Source organism: Jiangella sp. DSM 45060, assembly GCF_900105175.1.
Taxonomy (GTDB): Bacteria; Actinomycetota; Actinomycetes; order Jiangellales; family Jiangellaceae; genus Jiangella.
Genome location: NZ_LT629771.1, coordinates 1,329,408 through 1,350,142, shown reverse-complemented (window position 1 = coordinate 1,350,142; position 20,735 = coordinate 1,329,408). Strand labels below are relative to the sequence as shown.

Sequence of the window (20,735 nt, the reverse complement as noted above, 5' to 3'; positions counted from 1 at the left end):
CGCGCAGCGTCCCCCGGGCCACCTCTGTCAGGAGCGAGCCGGCTCAGCCCTTGCCGACGTCACTGCGGCCGGCGGCGAGGTTCACGGCCAGCGCCTCGCGCGTGCTGAGTACACCGTGGTCGACGAGTTGGCCGGTCACGTCGCGAACGTGCCGGATGAACTCGCCGCGCACCGCCCATGGCTCCTCGTCCAGGATCAGGTCGTTGACGGTGCAGCCGCCGTCGACGCCGTGGTTGGTGACGCCGCTGTCGACGTCGCCGACGACCACGGTCTCACGCTGATCCGGAGCCGGACAGGTGCCCGGTCCGCCGTCGCCGGCGGCGAGCTCCATCCAGTTGACCCGCACCGGGCCCTCGGGGAAGACGAGGTACAGCGGGAACGTGCCCTCGGCCGGGCTCAGGTCGACGGTCACGTTCTGCCAGGTCGCGGCGTCGTCGGCGATCACGATCGTCGCGTCGTTGCCCTGGCCGGACGAGTCCGTGGCGGTGGTGCCGCCGTCCTCGTCGAACCGGTACCAGGCGACGTCGCCTCCGTCGCCGCCGCCCGGAGCCGCCACCAGCGCCTGGATCTCGCTCTGGGACAGCGCACGGCCGAAGAGGTTGACGTCGTCGACAGCACCGTTGAGCAGCGGGTCCGCCGAGTACTGGGAGTCGCCGATCCAGTTCTGGGTGGTCTCCCCCAGGTCGGACGGGTCGAGGGTCATGTTGGCGTTGGTCCCGATGGGCGTGCCGTCGAGGTACAACGTGCCGGTGGTGCCGGCGAGCGTGACGGCGACATGGTGCCAGCCATCGCTGGGCAGCGGCTGCGACCCGTTGATGATCTGCTCTCCGGAACCGGTCGTGATGGCGTACCTGAGGTTGTTCGTCCCTCCGGCGGCCGGGGTGAGGAACATGTAGGTGCCCGTCCCGGAGCCGAAGTCGAAGATCCGCGCCCACGACTGGCCTCCGGACCAGTTCACCCAGGCCGAGGCGGTGAAGTCCTCCAGACCGCTGACCACTCCGTCGGGCAGCTCGACGGACTCGAGCTGGCTCGAGCCACCGAGCCGGACGGCGCTGTGGAAGCCCTCCGGACCGGCGGTGCGGCCGATCTCGGCGTTGCCCTCGATCGCGGCCGTGCCCAGCAGCTCGCCATCCGGCCCGTCGCGCCGCACCTCGACCGTGGTGTCGTCGGCCGTCGCCACCCGCAGGGTCATCTCGCCGATGCCCGCGAGGTTGTACGGCTCGTACGAGGCCCAGGCGCCGTTCTGGCCGCTGATGGCCTCGCCGCCGCCGGTCTCCTCGTCGCCGGCCTCGTCGGCCTCGATGCCTTCGGCCGCGGCGAAGTGCTCCGTCTCCTTGCGCCGCTGCTGCAGCAGATGCGTGACGCCGCCGGTCAGCGCCGGCGCGCCGGTCTCGCCGCCGTCGTCGGTGTAGCTGGCCGTCACCGTGAGAGAGATGTCCGCGGCGTCGCCGTGCTCCGCGTCCTCCTGGGTGACGATGACGCCCTCGCAGCCGGTCTGCGGCTGGCCCGGGTGGACGTGAGCGTTGCCGCCCTCGTCGTGGTAGAGCCCCTGCTGGACGGTGACGCGCTCACAGTCGATCGCCGGCCCGGACCCGTCCTCGGCGTCGTCGACGGTGACGCGGTACGGGATCTCGTCGCCCCAGTCGAAGACCTGGCCGTGCGCCGGCAGCTCGATCGTCACCTCGGGCCGGGTGTTGCCGGCGGTGATGGTCAGGTTGGAGTTGCCGGAACGTCCGGAGGGGTCGGTGGCGGTCAGCCGTACCGTGTACTCGCCGGGCTCGGTGAAGGTGTGCGTCGGGTTCGGCTCCTCGGAGGTGGTGCCGTCGCCGAAGTCCCAGGTGAAGGTCAGCTCGTCGCCGTCCGGGTCGTTGCTGCCCTCGCTCGAGAACGTGACCTCCAGCGGCGTGGGCCCGGAGTCCTTGTCGGCACTGGCCTCGGCGACCGGGGTGCGGGCGCCCTCGGTGTAGTTGATCTTGTACAGCCCGGAGTCGGGGTTGACGTTGCCTCCGGCGTAGTTGAAGTCCATGCCCCACTCGATGAGGTACATCGCGCCGTCCGGCCCGAACTCCATGTCGTGCGGACTGCGGAACAGCGTGCTCGGCATGAACTGCTCGAAGCTCTCGTAGGCGCCGTTGTCGTCCAGTCGCAGCGCGCCGATCCACTTGCGCGACCACTCCATGACGAACACGGCGCCGTCGTAGTACTCGGGGAACTGTCCGTCGCCGAGCAGGCCCTCCTCGTAGTGGTAGACGTCGCCGGCGTACGCCGTGCGGCCGCCGCCCGTGGGGAGCTCCGGGAACTGCGGCGACTCGCCGTACGGGTACCAGATGAACGCGTCCTTGGCCGGAGGCACGACGTCCAGGCCCGTGTTGAACGGCGAGTCGTTGGCCGGGCCGTTCTCACAGTCGAAGAACTCGCCCGGGGTGCTGGTCGCGAAGTCCCACTCCCGATAGGCCTGGTTGTTCCCGATGCAGTAGGGCCAGCCGTAATTGCCGGCTTCCCGGATCTGGTTCCACTCGTCGTACCCGCGCGGGCCGCGGTTCGGGTTGTCGCTGCCGGCGTCCGGCCCGACCTCGCCGGCGTAGATCCAGCCCGTCTCGTCGTCGACGGCGATCCGGAACGGGTTGCGATGGCCCATCGTGTAGATCTCCGGCCGGGTGAGGTCCGGATCCGAGGTCTCGGGCGGGAACAGGTTCCCCTCGGGGATCGAGTAGGTGCCGTCGTCCTCGGGGGTGATCCGGATGATCTTGCCGCGCAGGTCGTTGGTGTTGCCCGAGGTCCGCCGGGCGTCGTAGGAACGCTTGGCGTCCTCGCTCACCTGGTTGTCGTAGATGCGCCCGTCGATGGGGGCGAAGCCCTGCGAGGCGAAGTGGGCGGTGTCGTCACCGGTGGAGATGTAGAGGTTGCCGTCCGGCCCGAACGTCATCGAGCCGGCGGAGTGGCAGCAGACCTCCCGCTGGTGCGGGATCTCGAGCAGCACCGACTCCGACGCCAGGTCGAGCTCGTCGCCGTCGACGGTGAACCGGGAGACGTGCTGCACCTCCGGCGAGGGCGCGCTGTAGAAGAGGTAGAGCCACTGGTTGGTCTCGAAGTCGGGGTCGAGGGCGATGCCCAGCAACCCGTTCTCGTTGCCGCGGTGCACCGGGATCTGCGCGGCGACCTTCACGGCGCCGGTCTCGGGTTCGTAGATCTTCACCGCGCCGCCCAGTTCGACGTAGAACACCCGGCCGTCGGGCGCGACGGCGAGCTCCATCGGGTTGGCGGTGTTGTCGTCGAGGGCGATCTTCTCGAAGGAGGCCTCGGTGGGAATGCCGTCGCGCGGTTCGCCGCAGTCGCCCTCGGCGGCTCCGGCGGCCCACTCGATGCCGCCGAGGAGGTGCTCGCGCATCAGCGGTTCGTCGTAATACGCCGAGCTGTGGCCCAGCGCGGTGTACCAGGTGCGGCCGCCGTCGAAGTTGGCGCACCAGGTGATCGGGTGGTCCGCACCCATGGCGCCGGATCCCGGGTTGTAGGTCGACTCGTCGAGCGTGGCCAGGACGTGCACCTTCTCGCGCGGGTTGGCGGTGAAGTTGTACCACTCGTCCTCGCGGACCCACTCCGCCGGCAGACCGGCCGTCGACGGGTGCGTGGCGTCCTCGATCCGGACCGTGGCGTCCTGGAACTGGTCCGCGCCCGAGGGGTGGTTGCGGAAGAACGCGCCGCCCATGAGGTCCGACCACCAGGGCCAGTCGGTCTTGTCCATGTTCGACGTCGAGTGCAGGCCCGCGAACCCGCCGCCGTTGTGGATGTAGCGCTCGAACGCCTGGCGCTGGGCGGCGTCGAGGGTGTTCTCGCCGTCGGTGTAGAAGACGATGGCCTCGAACTCGGCCAGCCCGTCCTCGGTGAAGATCGACGCGTCCTGCGTCTCGGTCACGGTGAAGCCGTGCTCCGCGCCGAGTTCCTCGACCGCGTTGAGAGCAGCCGGGATGGAGTCGTGCCGGAAGCCGGTCGTCTTGTGGAAGAACAGGACCTGGTACTCGTCCTCGGGGACGTGCGCGGAACTGATGGCCAGGCCCGGGAGCAGGGAGGCCAGTAAGGCCGTCAGCAGCGCGAATGGGATGTAACGATAAAGTCGTCGCATTGACCTCTCACCGTCGCTTCGTTGCGGATGGGGACAGCCCGACATGCTCAGATCGGTGCGGACACACCCCCTCCCCGCACGACACCGGAGAGGAACGCGAGCCCGTCGACCGCGATGGCGTCCTGCGTCTTCGCCAACGGCCGCCAGATCGACGCGGCGGTGGCGATCGTCGCGTTGTCGGCGGTGAACGACTCGATCACGAGCGGGCCCCGATAGCCGGCCGCGTCCAGGGCGCCCAGGATGCCGGGCCAGTTCAGGTGGTCCGCGCCCGGCGCGCCGCGGTCGTTCGCACAGACCTGCACGTGCGCGATCCGGCCGGCGGCCCGGCGGATCGCCTCGGTGATGCTGCGTTCCTCGATGTTCAGGTGGAACGTGTCGAGGCCCAGGCCGCAGCCCTCGGCGGGCAGGCCGTCCAGCGCCTCCAGCGCCTGGTCGACGGTGTTGAGCAGGCTGGTCTCGAACCGGTTGAGCGGCTCGACGGCGACGGTCACGCCGGCGTCCATCGCGTGCTGGACCACCGGTGCGAGACTGTCGCGCAACTGCGCGTAGCAGCCGCGCCGCTCCGCGTCGTCGAGGCGCCACGTCCGCCCGACCGACGTGTAGATCGGGCCGGCGATCACCGGCGACGAGACGGCCGCCGCCACGTCGACCACGTGCCGCAGGAAGTCGCGCGTCGTCTCGATCGTCTCCCGGTCGGCGCCGACCAGCTCCCGTCCCGGCGCCATGGCGACGACGACGGTGGCCGACAGGCCGAGCCCGTCGAGCAGCGTCGCCGCCCGGCCGGGATCCCAGTCGCCGGCGTTCTCGACCGGCAGCTCGATCACGTCGAAGCCCCACTCGCGGATCCGTGGCGCCAGCTCGGCCAGGCGCTGGTCGGTCAGCGGCGAGGTCCAGATCCAGGTGTTGGCGCCCAGCGCCCGGTCCTTCTTCGTCATGCGTACTCTCCTGTCGTCGCGCCGACGCCGAGGTAACGGTGCTGCAGGTCCGGCCGGGCCAGCAGCTCGTCACCGGTGAACTCCGCTTCGATCCGGCCCGAGACCATGACCAGCTGCCGGTCCGCCATCCGCACCGCCGCGCGCAGGTTCTGCTCGACGACGAGAACGGCCACGTTCTCGGCCACGAGGTGATGGACCGCGTCCACCAGCACGTCGACGATCGTCGGGGCGAGCCCTTCGGACGGCTCGTCCATCACCACCAGGGGCGCGTTCAGCAGCAGCGCCCGGCCGACGGCGAGCATCTGCTGCTCGCCGCCGGACAGCTCGGCGCCGCCATGGCGCCGCCGCTGCGCCAACCGGGGGAACAGCTCGTAGACGGCTGCGGGTGTCCACCGTCTGCCCCGGGCTCTGCGGGCCAGCATGGCCAGGTGCTCGTCGACGGTGAGCGACGGGAACAGCCTGCGGCCCTGCGGGACGTAGGCGAGACCGGCGATCGCGATCGCCTCCGGCGCCAAGCCGTCGAGTCTCCGGCCGGCCAGCCGGATCTCACCGCCCGACGGGGGAACGAAGCCGACCAGCGTGTCGCACAAGGTGGTCTTGCCCATGCCGTTGCGTCCGACGATGGCGACCGCCTCGACGCCCATGCTGAAGCCGAGACCGTCCAGGACCAGCGACGATCCGTAGCCGGAGCGGAGGTCGCGCACGTCGAGCAGCGTGTCGTCGTTCGTCATGCCACCGCCTCCGTCCCGAGATAGATCTGGTGGACGTGGGGGTCCGTGCGGACCTGCTCGGGCGTCCCGGCCGTGACCTGCTCGCCGTCGGCCATCACGACGACCCGCTGCGCGATGCGGAACGCGACGTCCATGTCGTGCTCGATGAGCAGCAGGGTCAGCCGTTCGTCGAAGGACTCGAGCAGCTCGACGAGGCGCTCCCGCTCGCCGCGGGACAGGCCCGAGGCCGGTTCGTCGAGCAGCAGCACGTCCGGTTCCGTGGCGATCGCCATCGCCAGTTCGAGCTGCCGGCGCTGGCCGTGGGCGAGCTCGCCCGCCACGGCGTCGACCTGCCGCGACAGCCACACCCGCTCGGCCACCTCGGCGGCCTCGGCCCGCATGGCGCGATCGGCGCGCGACTGCCAGAGCGCCCGGTGCCGGCCCCGGTGGCCGGCGAGCGCGAGATAGACGTTCTCGCGCACCGTCAGCCCGGCGAACGCGCGTGCCTTCTGGTAGGTCCGCGCGAGGCCGAGGCGGGGCCGGTGCCGCGACGGCCGGTAGGTGCAGTCCTGTCCCCTGATGATCACCGCGCCCGTGGTCGGGGCGATGTCGCCGGCGATGACGTTGAACAGCGTGGTCTTGCCCGCGCCGTTCGGCCCGATGACGGCCAGTCGCTCGCCCTGCGCGATGTCGAGATCGACACCGCGCAGGGCGCGCAGACCTCCGAACGCCACCGTGACGCCGCTGACCTGGACGACGGACGTCATGACGGTCCCCTAGCTCTGCGGGACGCCGTCGACGACCGGGATGGCGTTGCCCTCCCAGGGCAGCTCACGCTCCTCGCACGCCGGGAAGTCGCGGCCGGGCGAGGGGGTGTCGGGGCTGAACGTGCCGCCGAAGGTCTGGTCGACGCCGGGGACGATGGCCACGGTCTCCTGCACGACCTCGCCGGAGTCGTCGAGCACGAGACGTGACAGGCCGACGTCGACGATGCCGCTGCGGTTCTCGTCCAGGCTGATGTCGCCGTAGGGCAGCTCCAGGGTGAGGCCCGAGATCGCCGCGTGGAAGGCGTCGAGGTCGGAGATGTCGCCGCCGACCGCCTCCAGCGCCTCGACCAGCGCGACGCCGGCCGTGTAGTAGCCGTAGAAGAAGCCGAACTCGGCGGCCACCGACGGCGGCGCGGGCTCGTTGCCGCTCAGCGAGCCCGGGATCGTCTCCCAGGTCTCGTCCGCGGCGGCCAGGTACTCCTCGATCTCCGGCGTCTCGACGTCGGCCGGCAGCGTGGCGAAGCCGCCGACGTACGCCCCGGCGATGTCCGTGCCGAGAGCCTGCGCGAGGTCGGGGTTGAAGAACAGGTTGCCCGCGTGCTGGTCGCCGGTGAGGTCGCCCTTGCCGTTGACGAACGCCTCCAGCGCGGCCTGGGTGCCGGTGCCTCCGACGGCCCAGAAGTAGCCGTCGACCTCGTCCGGGTTCGGCAGCTGCGCGACGTAGGACGAGTAGTCGGTGGTGCCCAGCGGGGGGAAGACGCGGTGCGTGACCTCCCCGCCGGCCGCGCAGAAGTCCGCGACGAAGCCGGCCGCCGACGTGTGCCCGAAGCTGTAGTCGTCGGCGATGACGGCGACGGTGTCCCAGCCTTCCTGGTGGTGCAGCAGGTCGCCGAGCCCGGCGCTCCAGATCGCGCCGTCGCCGTAGAAGCGGAAGTAGTTCGGCGCCTGCACCTGCAGCGTCTGCTCCTGCGACCCGGAGATGCCGGCGAACACCGTCAGCTCGGGGTTCGCCTTCGCGTACTCGGCGATCGCGATGCCCTCGTCGCCGGAGAGCGGCCCGATGATGACGTTCGCGCCGAGCTGCTCGACCAGCCGGCGCACCTCCTGCACGATGCGATCGGCGGTGTCGTCGCCGCAGCCGACGCCGACCAGCTCGATCGGCGTCCCGGCCACCTCGGCGCCGCTGAACCCCTCCAGCGCGCTGGTCGCCGAGTTGGGCGTCGCACCGGCGAACCGGGCCAGGGCCAGCGTGGTGCCCGCGACGACGTCCTCGTGGAAGCCGCCGAACGGGCCCTCGCACTGGCCGAGAATGCCCAGCCGGATACCGTCGCCGGACGGCGAGCCGTCGCCACCGCCGGCGGCGGACTGCTCGTCGGCGGGCAGCCCGGTCGAGTCGTCGTCCCCGCCGCCGCAGCCGGCGGCCAGCAGGGCCAGGCCGGCCGTCACGGACAGCGCCAGCGATGCCCGTCTCCTCTGTCTGCTCATGCTCGTGTCCCTCCGAGTTCCTTCTGGGTGCGTACGGGTAGCCGGCGGACGATCCCGGTCAGGCCCTCGGGCGAGAGGACCATGATCACCAGGACGATGACGCCGATGACGGTGTTGAACCGCGCCTCCGTGATGCCGATGCGGTCGACGAGCGGGAGGTCGCGCAGGTAGGTGAAGACCAGGACGTAGACGAACGCGCCGAGCCAGGCGCCCTCCAGTGACGAGATGCCGCCGATGACGGCGATGATCAGCAGGATCAGCGTCGGCCCGATCGAGATGGACGCGGGGTCGACCTGCCCGTTCCACCACACGTTGAGCAGTCCGGCCAGGCCGGCGACGAAGCCGGCCAGGGTGAACGCCAGCGTCCGGTGCAGCGGCACGTCGAACCCCAGCGACGCCATCCGGACCGGGTCGTCGCGCACCCCCTGCAGCGCCAGCCCGAACGCCGTCCGCCGGATCGCCCGGAAGCCGACGTAGACCACGACGGACAGCAGCAGGCCGGCGTAGTAGAGCCGGACCGGCGGGCCGAGGAGGTCCGGCCGCTGGATGCTGGTGATGCCGCCGGGCCCGGAGATCTCGACGATCTGGGCGAAGACGAAGTAGCCGATGACCCCGTACACCAGCGTCAGCATCAGGAAGTAGATGCCAGTCGTCCGGCTCGCGATCGCGCCGAGGACGAACGCCGCCAGCGTCGTGACGACGACCGCGAAAAGCACGGCGGCCCATGGGTGCCAGCCGAGGTTCAGGCCGCGGGCGCCGCCGTCCAGCGCGGCGTTGCCGAACATGAAGCCGGCGATCCCGAACATCAGCAGCTGCGCCAGCGAGGTCATGCCGCCGTACTTGGCGAGGAACACGATGGTCGCCGCGGCCAGCCCCAGGATCAGCGTCTGGGTCATGACGAAGTTGACGAAGAACGCGGTGGCCAGGGCGGGCAGGACGGCCAGCAGCAGGACCAGGGCGGCCAGGACGAGTGGCTCGCCCCGCAGCCGTACGCGCGGGTTCATGCCGGCCTCCCGAACAGCCCGTAGGGACGCACGGCCAGCACGAGCGCCAGGAGACCGAACGTCATGATGATCGCGTAGTAGGTGTATTGACTCGGCAGGTAGGCGGGCGACAACGCGACGACCATGCCGTACAGCAGCGAGCCGGCCGCGGCGCCCTTGAGCGAGCCGAGCCCGCCGATGATCACGACGACGAGCGCGTTCAGCAGCCAGCTGCCGTCCGTGCCCGGCGCGGCGCCGGCGAACGACGCGCCGAGGACTCCGCCCAGGCCGGCCAGGAACGAGCCGACGAGGAAGGTGAGCGCGAACACCCGGCGGATGTCGATCCCCAGGCCGCGCACCATCTGCCGGTCGTCGACGCCCGCCCGGATGATCAGACCCACGCCGGTGCGGGTCAGCCACAGCCACAGCAGCAGGCCGACCAGCAGGGCGATGCCGAGCAGCAGCAGCCGCGTGACCGCGTACCGCTCGCCGCCGACGGTGAGGAAGCGCGTCACGGCGCCCGGCCAGACCACCCGCTGGGCCAGCCCGCCGAACTCCCGCAGCATCTGGTCGGCGAGCACCACCGTGATGGCCAGCGTCAGCAGCGTCTGGCGCAGCTCCTGGCCCTCGTTCCACTGCAGGAACAGCTGCTGGATCAGCAGGCCGAGCACGGCGGCGACACCGGCGCCGGCCAGCATCGGGACCACCCAGTCGAGCAGGCCGACGTCGGACGGGTCGAGGTTGCGCGACCGCCCGACCATCGCCTCCTGCACGCGGATGGCGACGTAGGCGGCCAGCAGGAACAACGAGCCGTGCGCCATGTTCACCGTGCGCATGAGCCCGAAGATCAGCGTGAACCCCGACGCCGCGACGAACAACAGCCCGGCGAAGGTCACCCCGTCCAGGATCGTGACCAGGAACTTCCCGGGGTCGTCGACCGCGGCGCCGGCGGGCGTGCCGTCCGCGAGGAACAGCACCCAGGCGGCCACGGCCACCGCGACGGCGGCGGCGACCCAGACCGCGGGCCGGCGCAGCTGCGCCGCCCGGCTCGCCGGCGCGCCCCGGTCCGCGTCGATCAGGGCAGGTGTCATCGGTACCTCCGCAGGTCAGCGCCGAGCGGCGCAGCGTCGTGGGACGACCTGTGCGTGTGGTGACCGGCCGGCGTGACGTCGGGCGCCGGCCGCGAGGTGGGTCAGGCGGTGTAGTCGGGGATGGCCACCCGGGCGCCGCCGTTCATGGCCGACTCGTGGGCGCAGATGCCGACGGAGGTCCAGTTCGCCGCGGTGACCTCGTTGATCGCGGGCGCCCGGCCCTCGACGATGCTGCGGACGAACTCGTGGGCCAGGTGCGGGTGCGATCCGCCGTGGCCGCTGCCCTGGACGAAGGACAGGTGCTCGTTCTCGGCGTCGTAGACGCCGCGGGTCGTGAAGGGCGCGATCTCCGGCGGCAGCCGGTGGGCGAAATCCGGGATCTCGACGGTCTTCGGAATCTCTCCGACGTGCAGGACATGACCGGAGCCCTGCGTCTGTTCCCATTCGAAGGTCGCGAGCTCACCGAAGACGGTGAAACTCTCGACGTATTCGCGGGCCGTTTCGAACAACGAGCGGGCGATCTCCGCACTGATCGGCGAGTCGCGCAAGGTGATGAGCGCGCTCTCCACCGCGAACGGCGACCCGTACTTCGCGGTCAGCTCGGGCGAGATGCGGCCGGAACCGACGCAGACGACGCTCTCGGCCAGCGCGCCGGCCAGCGAGAGCACCGGGCTGACCGCGTGCGTCGCGTAGTGCATGGGCGGCAGACCCTCCCAGTAGCCGGGCCAGCCGGCCATCTCCTGGTGGTGCGCCCCGCGCAGGAACTGGACGCGGCCCAGCGTTCCGTTCTCGGCGAGCTCCCTGACGTGCAGGAACTCGCGCGAGTACACGACGGTCTCCATCATCATGTAGTTCTTGCCGGACTCCCGGACCGCTTCGACGATCGACCGGCACTCCTCGAGCGTGGTGGCCATCGGCACGGTGCAGGCGACGTGCTTGCCGGCTCGGAGCGCGGCGACGGTCTGGCCGGCGTGGTCCGGGATCGGGGTGTTGATGTGCACCGCGTCGATGTCCGGGTCGTCGAGCATCGCGGCGATGTCGGTGTAGCGTCCGGGAACGCCGAATCGATCGGCGGTCTCGTGAAGAGCGGATTCGGTGCGTTGACACACGGCGACGAGTTCGGCATCCGGATGGGCCTGGTAAATCGGGATGAACTCCGATCCGAATCCCAGTCCGGCGATGGCCACGCGTACTCTCTGCGTCATCGTTGACCTCCTGTGTCGTGAAGGCTACGGAGGACCCAACGGGACAAACCATGCGCAATCCAGCAGCAGACCTTAGATTTCTTACATGTCGGGGACACGGCACGTCGCGCTGCTGGTCGAGACCTCGAACGCCTACGCCCGCGGTCTGCTCGTCGGCGTGAAGAAGTACGTCGAGGAGCACCCGCACTGGTCGCTCTACCTCGCCGAGCACAGCCGGCACGAGACCGACTTCTCCTGGCTGGAGGGCTGGCACGGCGACGGCGTCCTGGCCCGCATCGAGAACGAGGGCACCGCCCGGTTCATCCGGCGGCTCGGCCTGCCGACGGTCGACCTCAGCGCGGCCCGGCTGGTCCCTGAGCTGCCCGGCGTCGAGACCGACGACGGCACCATCGCCCGCTGGGCGGTCGGGCACTTCGCCGAACGCGGGCTGCGCCACTTCGCCTTCTGCGGCGACGAGCGCTTCGCGTGGTCGATCACCCGCAGCGAGTGGTTCGCCGGGCACGTCCGGCAGCACGGCGCGACCCCGCACGAGTTCCGGATGAAGTCGTCGGGCATGCGCGCCGCCGACCGCGAGCGCCTCGCCACCTGGCTCACTGGGCTGCCCAAGCCCGTCGGCGTCCTCGCCTGCTACGACATCGCCGGCCAGGAGGTCCTGGAGGCCTGCAAGATCGCCGGCCTCGCCGTCCCCGACGCCGTCGCCGTCCTCGGCGTCGACAACGACGAGCTGATCGGCAACCTCACCACGCCCCCGCTGTCGAGCATCGAGCCCAACACGACCGCGTCCGGGTACCTGGCGGCGCACCTGCTCGACCTGATGATGCACGGCCGGTCACTCGAACCGGGCCTGCGCCTCATCGAGCCGACCCGCATCGTCGCCCGCCAGTCCTCCGACATCCTCGCCGTCGACGACCCGCTCGTCTCCGAGGCACTGCGGTTCATCCGGGCCCGGTCCGACCAGAACCTCGCCGTCACCGCCGTCCTGCGCCACGTCGGCCTGTCTCGTCGCGCCCTCGACTACCGCTTCGCCGCGACCCTGGGGCGCACGGTGCACGGCGAGATCATCCGGGTCCGCCTCGCCCACGTCGCCGAGCTGCTCTCCTCGACGGACTGGACCCTGCAGCAGATCGCCGAACGACTGAACTTCAGCCACTCCGAGTACATGAGCGTCGTCTTCAAGAAGCACACCGGGCAGTCCCCCGGCCGGTACCGCCGCACCGTCGGCGGCGCCGTCGCCCGTCAGGCGTTCTGGCAGGAGTGACCTAGGCGGTATTGCAGATATCGCAACCAATCTTCTCGGAATATGCAATTCACCCTTGACATGACGCCGCCGCCTCCACGAGGGTTCCAACGATGTAATCGATCGGCCGTCAACGGTCCGATCGACTCGCCCAACGGAGGGAGAGTTACATGCACCTCGCACGTCTCCACCGTTCACCGGAAGCTCCGCCCGGCCGGCGACGGTTACGCTCGCTGCTCGCGGGCCTGACGGCCGCCGCGGCGATGACGGCCGGCGCGGCAGCACCATCCGCGTCCGCCGCGCCGCCCGAACCGCTCGGCCCGCAGGTCGTCCGCACGGATCAGCCGCCGACCGGGCACGCCGTCACCTTCAGATACGAGGCGCCCGAGGGCGTCGAGTCGGTGCACATCTACGGCGACTGGTTCTACTCCCGCCCCGAGAGGGTGACCTGTCAGGACTGTGGCGACGGCCGGCCGCCGTCGGAGTGGCTGCCCGGCGACATCGCGGCGACACCGTGGCAGATCCTGCCGATGGAACGCGGCGATGACGGCGTCTGGTCCATCACCGTGCCGCTGCCGGCGGGCAGCTTCCGCTACGCCTTCACGCACGACTGCACCAACCTGCTGGCCACGGGCTGCACGTTGCACGACGACCCGGCGAACCCGTGGCAGATCCAGCCGCAGTACCCCGGCGCGCCAGGAGCGGTGCGCAGCACCGTCTACGTCCCGGAGAGCAAGAAGTTCCCGACCTACGACACCGACTACCAGGCGCCGCCGCGGCCGCACCAGGCCGGCACCCTGGAGACGCGGCGCTACCCGTCGCCGCTGTCCACCAACCCGGCCGGCGTCCACGACATCGTCGTGTACCTGCCGCACGGCTACGACCCGGACCGGGCGACGCCGTACCCGACGCTGTACCTGAGCCACGGCGGCGGCGACCACTCGACCGCCTGGACGATGCAGGGGGTCGCCCACCACATCCTGGAGAACGCGATCCAGGACGGCGCCGTCCAGCCGATGGTGATCGTGTCCACCGACTTCAACGGCCTGCCGGGTGGCAACCAGGGCTACGTCGACGAGCTCAGGAACAACGTCTTCCCGTTCGTCGAGCAGAACTACAACGTCTCCACCAGGGCGCAGGACCGCGCCTTCGGCGGATTCTCCGCCGGCGGGAGCCGCGCCTACACACTGATGTACGACCACACGGAGCTGTTCGGGTACCACGCCGCCTGGAGCGCGGGCGGACCCCAGGCCGGCCAGGAACAGATCGACCGCATGAAGGACGTGGCCGGCGGCATCATGATCGGCACGGGACTCCAGGACCGCCTGGGCAACATCGCCGAGAACTCGCAGCGCAACGCCGCCGCGTTGCGGGCGGCCGGCGTCGTCCTCGACGAGTACAACGTGCCGGGCGTGCACACCTGGCACGTCTGGCGGCCGTTGCTCAACCACTACGTGCGCGACCTCGCGTTCCGCGCGACCACGACGGAACTGGCCGTCGACGCCGAACCGGTCGGGCGCTCGCACAACGTGCGCCTCACCGCCGTCGCCACGGTCGATCCCGTGACGACCAGCGTCACCGAGCCGTCGGGCACGGTGGACTTCTACGCGGGTGACCAGTACCTCGGTTCCGCCAGGGTCCGCGACGGCGTCGCCCGGTTCCACCGGCCGGTCGACGCCGCACTGCTCGACCAGCCGGTGACGGCCGACTACCGGGGCGACGACCTGTTCAACGGGTCGAGGAGCGCACCGGTCGACCTCGGCTGACCACCGTCCGGACCGCCCTGGGACGGCGCTCTCGCGATGCGAGGCGCCGCCCAGGTGCGGATCAGCCGGCCGGCACCGCGCTCGCCGCGTAGCCCAGCTCGGCCGAGATCGTCGCCGCGGTGTCGAGCAGCAGCGGAAGGCGCGCCTCCAGCTGCGGCAACGTGGCGATCACCTCGATCGCCGTGATCGACACCGCGGCGACGACCCGGCCGCGGGTGTCCCTGATCGGCGCCGCCACGCACATCACGTAGGCGTCGTGCTCACCGTTGTCGGCGGCCCAGCCCCGCTCGCGCACCCCGATGAGCTCGAGCTCGAGCGACGCACGGTCGGCGAAGGTGGTGTCGGTGTAGCGCTCGAACGTGACGTGCGAGAGCAGGCGGTCGCGCTCGTCACGCGGCAGGTGCGCCAGGATCACCTTGCCCACGGCGCTGGCGTAGATCGAGACGGCCCGGCCGACCCGCGAGGGCAGCTTGACGGCATCGAAGGCCGGGCTGTCGACCTTGTCGATGTAGATGATCTCGTCGCCGGTCAGCTGCGCCAGGTGCACGGTGTGGCCGGTCTCGCGCTGGAGCCGGCGCAGGTGCGCGGAGGCGAACTCGCGCAGGTCCATCGAGCCGAGCGCCAGCTCGGACAGCTCGATGAGACCGCTACCGACCACGTACGTCCCCGCACCGGTCTTCCGGACGAACCGCGCCGCCTCGAGCGTCTGGAGAATCCGGAGGGCCGTCGACTTGTGCACGCCGAGCACCTCCGAGGCGTCGGCGAGGCTGAGCGGATGCTCCGCGGCCCTCCTGACGAGCTCGATCGCGCGCTGGACCGTCTGAGACACGACCACCTCCAGATTGCACTATACGCAACGTGAATAGAGCGATGCGCAACCGTGATTTGACAGCGTTGCATATGTTCCTACGATCGTTGCAGACCTTTAACGTTCAAGCAGAGTCCCGATTCCTTGAGGAGCACCCGATGAGGACACCTCGCGTTCGCCGCGCCATGGTCGCCGCGGCCGCCGTCGCCGGCCTTGCCGTCTCGACCGGCTGCGGCTCCGACTCCGGCTCCGACTCCGGCTCGGACGGCGGCGTCACGACGCTCACCTTCGCCGCCTCGACCTTCGGCGACCCCGGCCGCGGGCCGCACCTGCAGGAATGGCTCGACGAGTTCAACGCGAGCCAGGACGAGATCAAGGTCGAGGCCGCCTCCGTCCCCTACCCGACCTTCGGGCAGACGGTGCTGACCCAGATGGGCGGCGGCGAAGGGCCCGACCTCGTCCGCTTCGACATGCCCGAGTTCGAGGCCGCCGCGGACGCCGGCCTGATCGCTCCCCTCGACGACCTCATCGACGCCGGCGAATACGAGCTGCTCGAACAGCCCGACCGGTTCATGGTCCACGACGACGTGCGCCACGGCATCATCTTCGAGGCGTCGAACTACGCGATGTTCTACAACGCCGACCTCATCCCCGAGCCGCCGACGACCTACGACGACTTCTTCGCCACCGCACAGTCGCTGACCAGTGGCGACGTCTTCGGGCTGGCCTTCCGTCAGACGGAGGCCGAGGAGGCCGGCGTCTGGCAGGACATCTTCAACTACGTCTACGGCTTCGGCGGCGCCTGGTCCGACGGCGAGAACCTCACCATCAACGCACCGGAGAACCTCGAGGGCCTGCAGGCCTACAAGGACCTCTACGACGCGAACGTCATTCCGCGCGGCGCCGACGCGGCGACCTTCCGCCGCATGTTCGCCGAGGGCAAGGTCGCCATGGAGCTGAACAACGGCGGCTACGCGACGCACCTGCTCGCCGAGAGCCCCGGCCTGAACTTCAGCGTCGCGCCCATCCCCTTCCCGGAACGCAGCCAGGGCACGATCCTCGCGCCCATCGTGATCAACGAGGCGAGCGAGGCGAAGGACGAGGCGGCCACCTTCATCCGGTGGGCGCTGGAGGACGAGAACCAGGTGGCGCTGCAGGAGATCCTCGGCGCGAGCAGCGTCGCGACGGCGACCGAGCGCAGCGCGGAGTCGCTGCAGGCCATGCCGTTCCTGCCCGCCTTCGACGAGCTCACCGACTCCAGCCTCCCGCAGATCGTGCTCGGCTTCGAGGCCCAGACCCCGGACATCCGCAAGATCGTCGTGCAGAACGTCATCGCCGCCCTCCAGGGCAACGTCGATCTGCAGACCGCCTTGGACACCGCCCAGGAGCAGGCGACCGACCTGGTCGGCTGACCCGACGGTGCCGGGCGGGACGCGCTCGCCCGGCACCGGCCCACCGCCACGAAGGACACCACTCGATGACCGTGCTCGAGCAGACGAGAGCGCCTCGCACCGAGACCGGACGCCGGCGCAGCCCGCTCGGCAGCCGGTGGACGCCGTATCTGTTCCTCGCTCCCGCCGCCGTCTTCATCGTTCTCTTCCAGGGTGTTCCGCTCGCTCAGGAGATCTTCCTGAGCTTCACCCGGACATCGCTGCTCAATCCCACGAACAGCACCTGGGTGGGGCTGGAGAACTACGCCCACATCTTCGCCGACGAGGACTTCCACCGCACGCTCCGCACGACGTTCGTCTACGTCGTGGCGTGCGTGGTCGGCTCCGTGGGCGCCGGCCTGCTCGTCGCGCTGCTCCTCAACCGGAGCTTCCGCGGCCGGGGCGTCGTCCGTGCTCTCGTGACCGTGCCGTGGGCCGCGCCCGGCATCGCGGTCGCCCTGATCGCGACCTGGATGCTCAACCCCCAGTACGGCATCGTGAACCGGTTCCTCGACGCCGTCGGGCTGGGCGTTCCGGGCGGCGCGATCCTCGACAGCTCGACCTACGCACTCCCGGCGATCCTTCTGACGACCGTCTGGCAGCTCTTCCCCCTCACGTCGGTGGTGCTGCTCTCCGCGCTCCAGGCGGTCCCGCGGGATCTCACCGAGGCGGCCACGATGGACGGCGCGGGGCGGTGGTGGACCTTCCGCGCCGTCACCTGGCAGGTCATCAAGCCGACGGTCGGTCTGCTCGCGCTGCTGATGACGATCTGGTCGATCCGGCGCTTCGAGCTCATCTGGCTGATGACCAAGGGCGGCCCGGTGGGCTCGACGGAGACGCTGGTCATCGACCTCTACGCGCAGGCGTTCGACTCCAAGCAGCTCGGCACGGCGGCGGCCATCGGCATGGTCGGCGTCGTCATCTCCCTGATCGTCATCGCGGGCAGCAGGCTCGTCACCCGCGCCGCCGAGAAGGAGGGCCTGCGATGAGCCGGTTGCGGATCGGCCTGACGCTGCGCATCGTCGCCGTGCTCATGGTCATGGGGATCGCGGTCTTCCCCCTGTACTGGATGTTCGTCACCGCGCTGTCCAGCAACGCCGACCTGTTCGCCTCCGACGCCCGGCTGCTTCCCGACTTCTCCCAGTTCGGGGTCTTCGTCGACGCGCTGGCCGACGGCGACGCCCTGGGCTGGCTGCGCAACAGCCTGGTGATCTCCCTCGGCACGACCGTGCTGTCGATCGGCCTGGGCATCCCGCTCGGGTACGCGCTCTCGCGGTTCTCGTTCCGCGGCAAGACCCTGATGGCGGTCGTGCTGCTGCTCACCCAGATGCTCCCCGAGGCGCTCATGGTGGTGCCGCTGTTCTCGCTCTTCAACCGCTTCGACCTGCTCGACTCCCTCACCGGGCTGATCCTGGCCAACTCGGCCTTCGTGCTGCCGATCGTCGCGCTCATCCTCAAGGGCGCGATCGACGGCATCCCGCGCGAGCTCGAAGAGGCCGGCCGGGTCGACGGCGCGCGACCGCTCACCATGCTGGTGCGCATCAACGTCCCCCTGATCGGGCCGTCGATCGCGGCCGCCGCGGTCATCGCGTTCTTCCACGCCTGGAACGAGTACGTGTTCGCGGTGACGTTCATCTACGCGCCGGAGACCCAGCCGGCCTCGGTGGGCATCGCGAGCTTCATCGGCGAGGTCGGGACCCCGGTCCAGACGGTGATGGCGGTGGCCTTCATGTTCACGCTGCCCGCCGTCGCGTTCTACCTGTTCGCGCAGAAGTACGTCGTCGCCGGCATGACCGCCGGCGCAGTCAAGGGTTGATATGAAGATCACTTCGGTCGACACCATCGTCGTCGACTTCTACCGCACCAACCTCGTCATCGTGCGAGTGTCGACCGACGAGGGCATCACCGGGCTCGGCGAGGCGACGCTCGAGGGCAAGGAGCGAGCCGTCCAGGGCGCGATCGCCGAACTCGCCGAGGCCGTGACCGGCCTCGACCCCACGCGCATCTCCGGCACGATCCACGAACTCGCCCGCGACTGGTACTGGCGCGGCGGCCCGGTCATCATGACGGCGCTGAGCTCGCTGGAGATGGCACTCTGGGACATCACCGCCCGCGACCTCGGCGTACCGGTCTCCCGGCTCTTCGGCGGGAGCACCCGCGATCGCGTACGTGCCTACGCCAACGGCTGGTTCTCCGGCGCCGCGACGCCGGAGGACTACGCGGCCGCGGCCGCGCGCACCGTCGCCACCGGGTTCCGCGGACTCAAGTGGGATCCGTTCGAGAACTACGACCTCGTCATCAACTCCCGGCAGCTGGACCGCGTGCTGGCCCAGATCGACGCCGTGCGCTCGGCCGTCGGCCCCGACGTCGAGCTGTTCATCGAGGGCCACGGCCGCTTCGACGTGCACCACGCGATCAAGGTCGCCCGCGAGATCGCGCAGTTCGACCCCGTCTGGTTCGAGGAGCCGTGCCCGCCGGACAACCTCGACGCCCTCGTCGACGTGCGCCGGGCGTCGCCCGTGCCGATCGCGGCCGGCGAGCGCTGGTTCGGGCGCCAGGCCTTCGTCCCCGCCCTCGCCCGCCAGGCGGTCGACTTCGTGCAGCCCGACGTGACCCACGCGGGCGGGCTCGCCGAGCTGGCATTCATCTCCACCCTCGCCGCCACCAGCTACGTGGGCTTCGCGCCGCACAACCCGAGCGGGCCGCTGAGCACGGCGGCGACCCTGCAACTGGGCGCCACCCTGCCCAATTTCCGCTACCTCGAGATCATGGCGACCGACGTGCCCTGGCGCCCGGACATCACCGACGAACGCCTCATCCTGACCGCTGACGGCGATCTGCTCGTCCCCGCCGGCGTGGGGCTCGGCGTCGAGCTCGACCTGGACGAGATCGCCCGCCATCCGTTCACCCCGCACCCCATGCGCTTGTTCGACGACGCCGTCTACGACATCCGGCCCCACGACGAGCGTTCCTTCTTCAACCTGGGAGCCGACGAATGACCCTGCACGCGTCCGAAACGGCCGGCGCCTGGTACGGAACCGCCGCCGACGCACTGCCGGACGACGTTGCCGAGAGTGTCCTGATCGGCCGGATCTGGGACCCCGCCGCCGGAGGGCCGTCGCCCGTGATCGTCCGCGACGGCGAGCTCCTCGACGTCAGCGACCGGTTCCCGACGGTCAGTGACCTCTGCGAGCTGCCCGACCCGGCCGCGGCCGTCGCCGGCCTCGGCGGCAGGCCGGTCGCGGGCGTCGCGGAGGTGCTGGCCAACACCGGGGCCGCGGTACGCGACACCACCCGGCCCTGGCTGCTCGCGCCCGTGGACCTGCAGGCGTTGAAGGCCGCGGGCGTGACGTTCGCGGTGTCGATGATCGAGCGCGTCATCGAGGAACGAGCACGCGGCGATCTCGCACTCGCCGCCGAGATCCGCCACCGGATGCTCGCCGACGTCGGCGACGACTTCCACGACCTGACGCCGGGGTCGGAGGAGGCATCGCGCCTGAAGGAGCTCCTGGTGGCCGAGGGCGCCTGGAGCCAGTATCTGGAGGTCGGGATCGGGCCCGACGCGGAGATCTTCACGAAGGGCCAGGTCCTGTCCGCGGTGGGCACCGCCGTGCCCGTCGGCGTGCTCGCCGCGTCGACCTGGAACAATCCCGAGCCCGAGGTGGCGCTCATCGTCCAGTCGAGTGGCCGGATCGTCGGAGCGACCCTCGGCAACGACGTGAACCTGCGCGATGTGGAGGGCAGGTCGGCACTCCTGCTGCCGAAGGCGAAGGACAACAACGCGTCCTGCGCGCTGGGCCCGTTCATCCGCCTCTTCGATCAGCGGTTCGGCCTGGACCGCGTGCGCGAGCTCGAGGTGGGTCTCGCCATCGACGGCGAGGACGGTTTCCGTCTCGAGGCGGTCTCGGAGATGTCGCGGATGTCGCGCGAGCCGGAGGCGCTGGTGCGCCAGCTGGTCGGTCGTCATCACCACTATCCCGACGGCGCGGTCCTGATGCTCGGCACCATGTTCGCGCCCATCCAGGACCGCGACCGTCCCGGCGAGGGCTTCACCCACAAACGCGGCGACGTCGTCGAGATCAGCTCGCCGGCGCTGGGCACGCTGGTCAACCGGGTCCAGCACGCCGAGGACTGCGCGCCGTGGGACTTCGGCGTCCGTGCGCTCATGGGCAACCTCGCGCGCCGCGGCCTGCTCTGA

16 protein-coding genes are annotated in these 20,735 nt (G+C 70.4%); 7 read left to right on the top strand and 9 right to left on the bottom strand.

Annotated elements, in window-relative coordinates; genetic code table 11:
• Positions 1-43 precede the first annotated feature (43 nt).
• The 8 genes from BLU82_RS05980 to BLU82_RS05945 form a co-directional block, all read right to left on the bottom strand.
• Positions 44-4,120, bottom strand: coding sequence for a ThuA domain-containing protein (locus BLU82_RS05980; RefSeq protein WP_172885544.1), 4,077 nt, complete (start codon positions 4,118-4,120; stop codon positions 44-46).
• Positions 4,121-4,167: 47 nt separating this feature from the next.
• A complete protein-coding gene (locus tag BLU82_RS05975; RefSeq protein ID WP_092617048.1) occupies positions 4,168-5,055 on the bottom strand; it encodes a sugar phosphate isomerase/epimerase in 888 nt (295 codons plus the stop codon).
• Positions 5,052-5,786, bottom strand: a complete 735-nt coding sequence (locus BLU82_RS05970) for an ABC transporter ATP-binding protein (RefSeq protein WP_092617045.1) — start codon at positions 5,784-5,786, stop codon at positions 5,052-5,054. The genes BLU82_RS05975 and BLU82_RS05970 overlap by 4 nt, the downstream gene beginning before the upstream one ends.
• A complete protein-coding gene (locus BLU82_RS05965; RefSeq protein ID WP_092617042.1) occupies positions 5,783-6,532 on the bottom strand; it encodes an ABC transporter ATP-binding protein in 750 nt (249 codons plus the stop codon). Before BLU82_RS05965 ends, BLU82_RS05970 begins: the two co-directional genes overlap by 4 nt.
• Positions 6,533-6,541: 9 nt before the next feature.
• Complete coding sequence (locus tag BLU82_RS05960) at positions 6,542-8,017, bottom strand: ABC transporter substrate-binding protein (RefSeq protein ID WP_157740624.1); 1,476 nt, start codon at positions 8,015-8,017, stop codon at positions 6,542-6,544.
• Entirely contained in the window at positions 8,014-9,021 is a 1,008-nt protein-coding gene (locus tag BLU82_RS05955; RefSeq protein ID WP_092617036.1) for a branched-chain amino acid ABC transporter permease, read from the bottom strand. The genes BLU82_RS05960 and BLU82_RS05955 overlap by 4 nt, the downstream gene beginning before the upstream one ends.
• Positions 9,018-10,091, bottom strand: coding sequence for a branched-chain amino acid ABC transporter permease (locus BLU82_RS05950; protein WP_092617033.1), 1,074 nt, complete (start codon positions 10,089-10,091; stop codon positions 9,018-9,020). Before BLU82_RS05950 ends, BLU82_RS05955 begins: the two co-directional genes overlap by 4 nt.
• 101 nt (positions 10,092-10,192) lie before the next feature.
• The gene (locus BLU82_RS05945; RefSeq protein WP_092617030.1) at positions 10,193-11,296 is read right to left on the bottom strand and encodes a Gfo/Idh/MocA family protein; all 1,104 of its coding nucleotides are present in this window, start codon (positions 11,294-11,296) and stop codon (positions 10,193-10,195) included.
• An 85-nt stretch (positions 11,297-11,381) separates the two neighbouring features.
• On the opposite strand from BLU82_RS05945, the gene BLU82_RS05940 reads away from it, so the two are divergent.
• Entirely contained in the window at positions 11,382-12,554 is a 1,173-nt protein-coding gene (locus BLU82_RS05940) for a DNA-binding transcriptional regulator (RefSeq protein ID WP_092617027.1), read from the top strand.
• Between the two features lie 149 nt (positions 12,555-12,703).
• Positions 12,704-14,299, top strand: a complete 1,596-nt coding sequence (locus BLU82_RS05935) for an alpha/beta hydrolase-fold protein (protein WP_092617024.1) — start codon at positions 12,704-12,706, stop codon at positions 14,297-14,299.
• A 61-nt stretch (positions 14,300-14,360) separates the two neighbouring features.
• On the opposite strand, the gene BLU82_RS05930 is transcribed toward BLU82_RS05935, so the two are convergent.
• A complete protein-coding gene (locus tag BLU82_RS05930) occupies positions 14,361-15,128 on the bottom strand; it encodes an IclR family transcriptional regulator (protein WP_157740622.1) in 768 nt (255 codons plus the stop codon).
• Between the two features lie 137 nt (positions 15,129-15,265).
• Between BLU82_RS05930 and BLU82_RS05925 the strand changes: the two genes are divergently transcribed.
• From BLU82_RS05925 to BLU82_RS05905, 5 genes are all read left to right on the top strand, one after another.
• A complete protein-coding gene (locus tag BLU82_RS05925) occupies positions 15,266-16,519 on the top strand; it encodes a sugar ABC transporter substrate-binding protein (RefSeq protein ID WP_157740620.1) in 1,254 nt (417 codons plus the stop codon).
• Positions 16,520-16,584: 65 nt separating this feature from the next.
• Entirely contained in the window at positions 16,585-17,526 is a 942-nt protein-coding gene (locus BLU82_RS05920; protein ID WP_092617015.1) for a carbohydrate ABC transporter permease, read from the top strand.
• Complete coding sequence (locus BLU82_RS05915) at positions 17,523-18,353, top strand: carbohydrate ABC transporter permease (RefSeq protein WP_092617012.1); 831 nt, start codon at positions 17,523-17,525, stop codon at positions 18,351-18,353. The genes BLU82_RS05920 and BLU82_RS05915 overlap by 4 nt, the downstream gene beginning before the upstream one ends.
• A gap of 1 nt (position 18,354) precedes the next feature.
• On the top strand, positions 18,355-19,536 hold the full coding sequence (locus tag BLU82_RS05910; RefSeq protein ID WP_092617009.1) for a mandelate racemase/muconate lactonizing enzyme family protein: 1,182 nt from the start codon (positions 18,355-18,357) through the stop codon (positions 19,534-19,536).
• A complete protein-coding gene (locus BLU82_RS05905; RefSeq protein WP_092617006.1) occupies positions 19,533-20,735 on the top strand; it encodes a fumarylacetoacetate hydrolase family protein in 1,203 nt (400 codons plus the stop codon). Before BLU82_RS05910 ends, BLU82_RS05905 begins: the two co-directional genes overlap by 4 nt.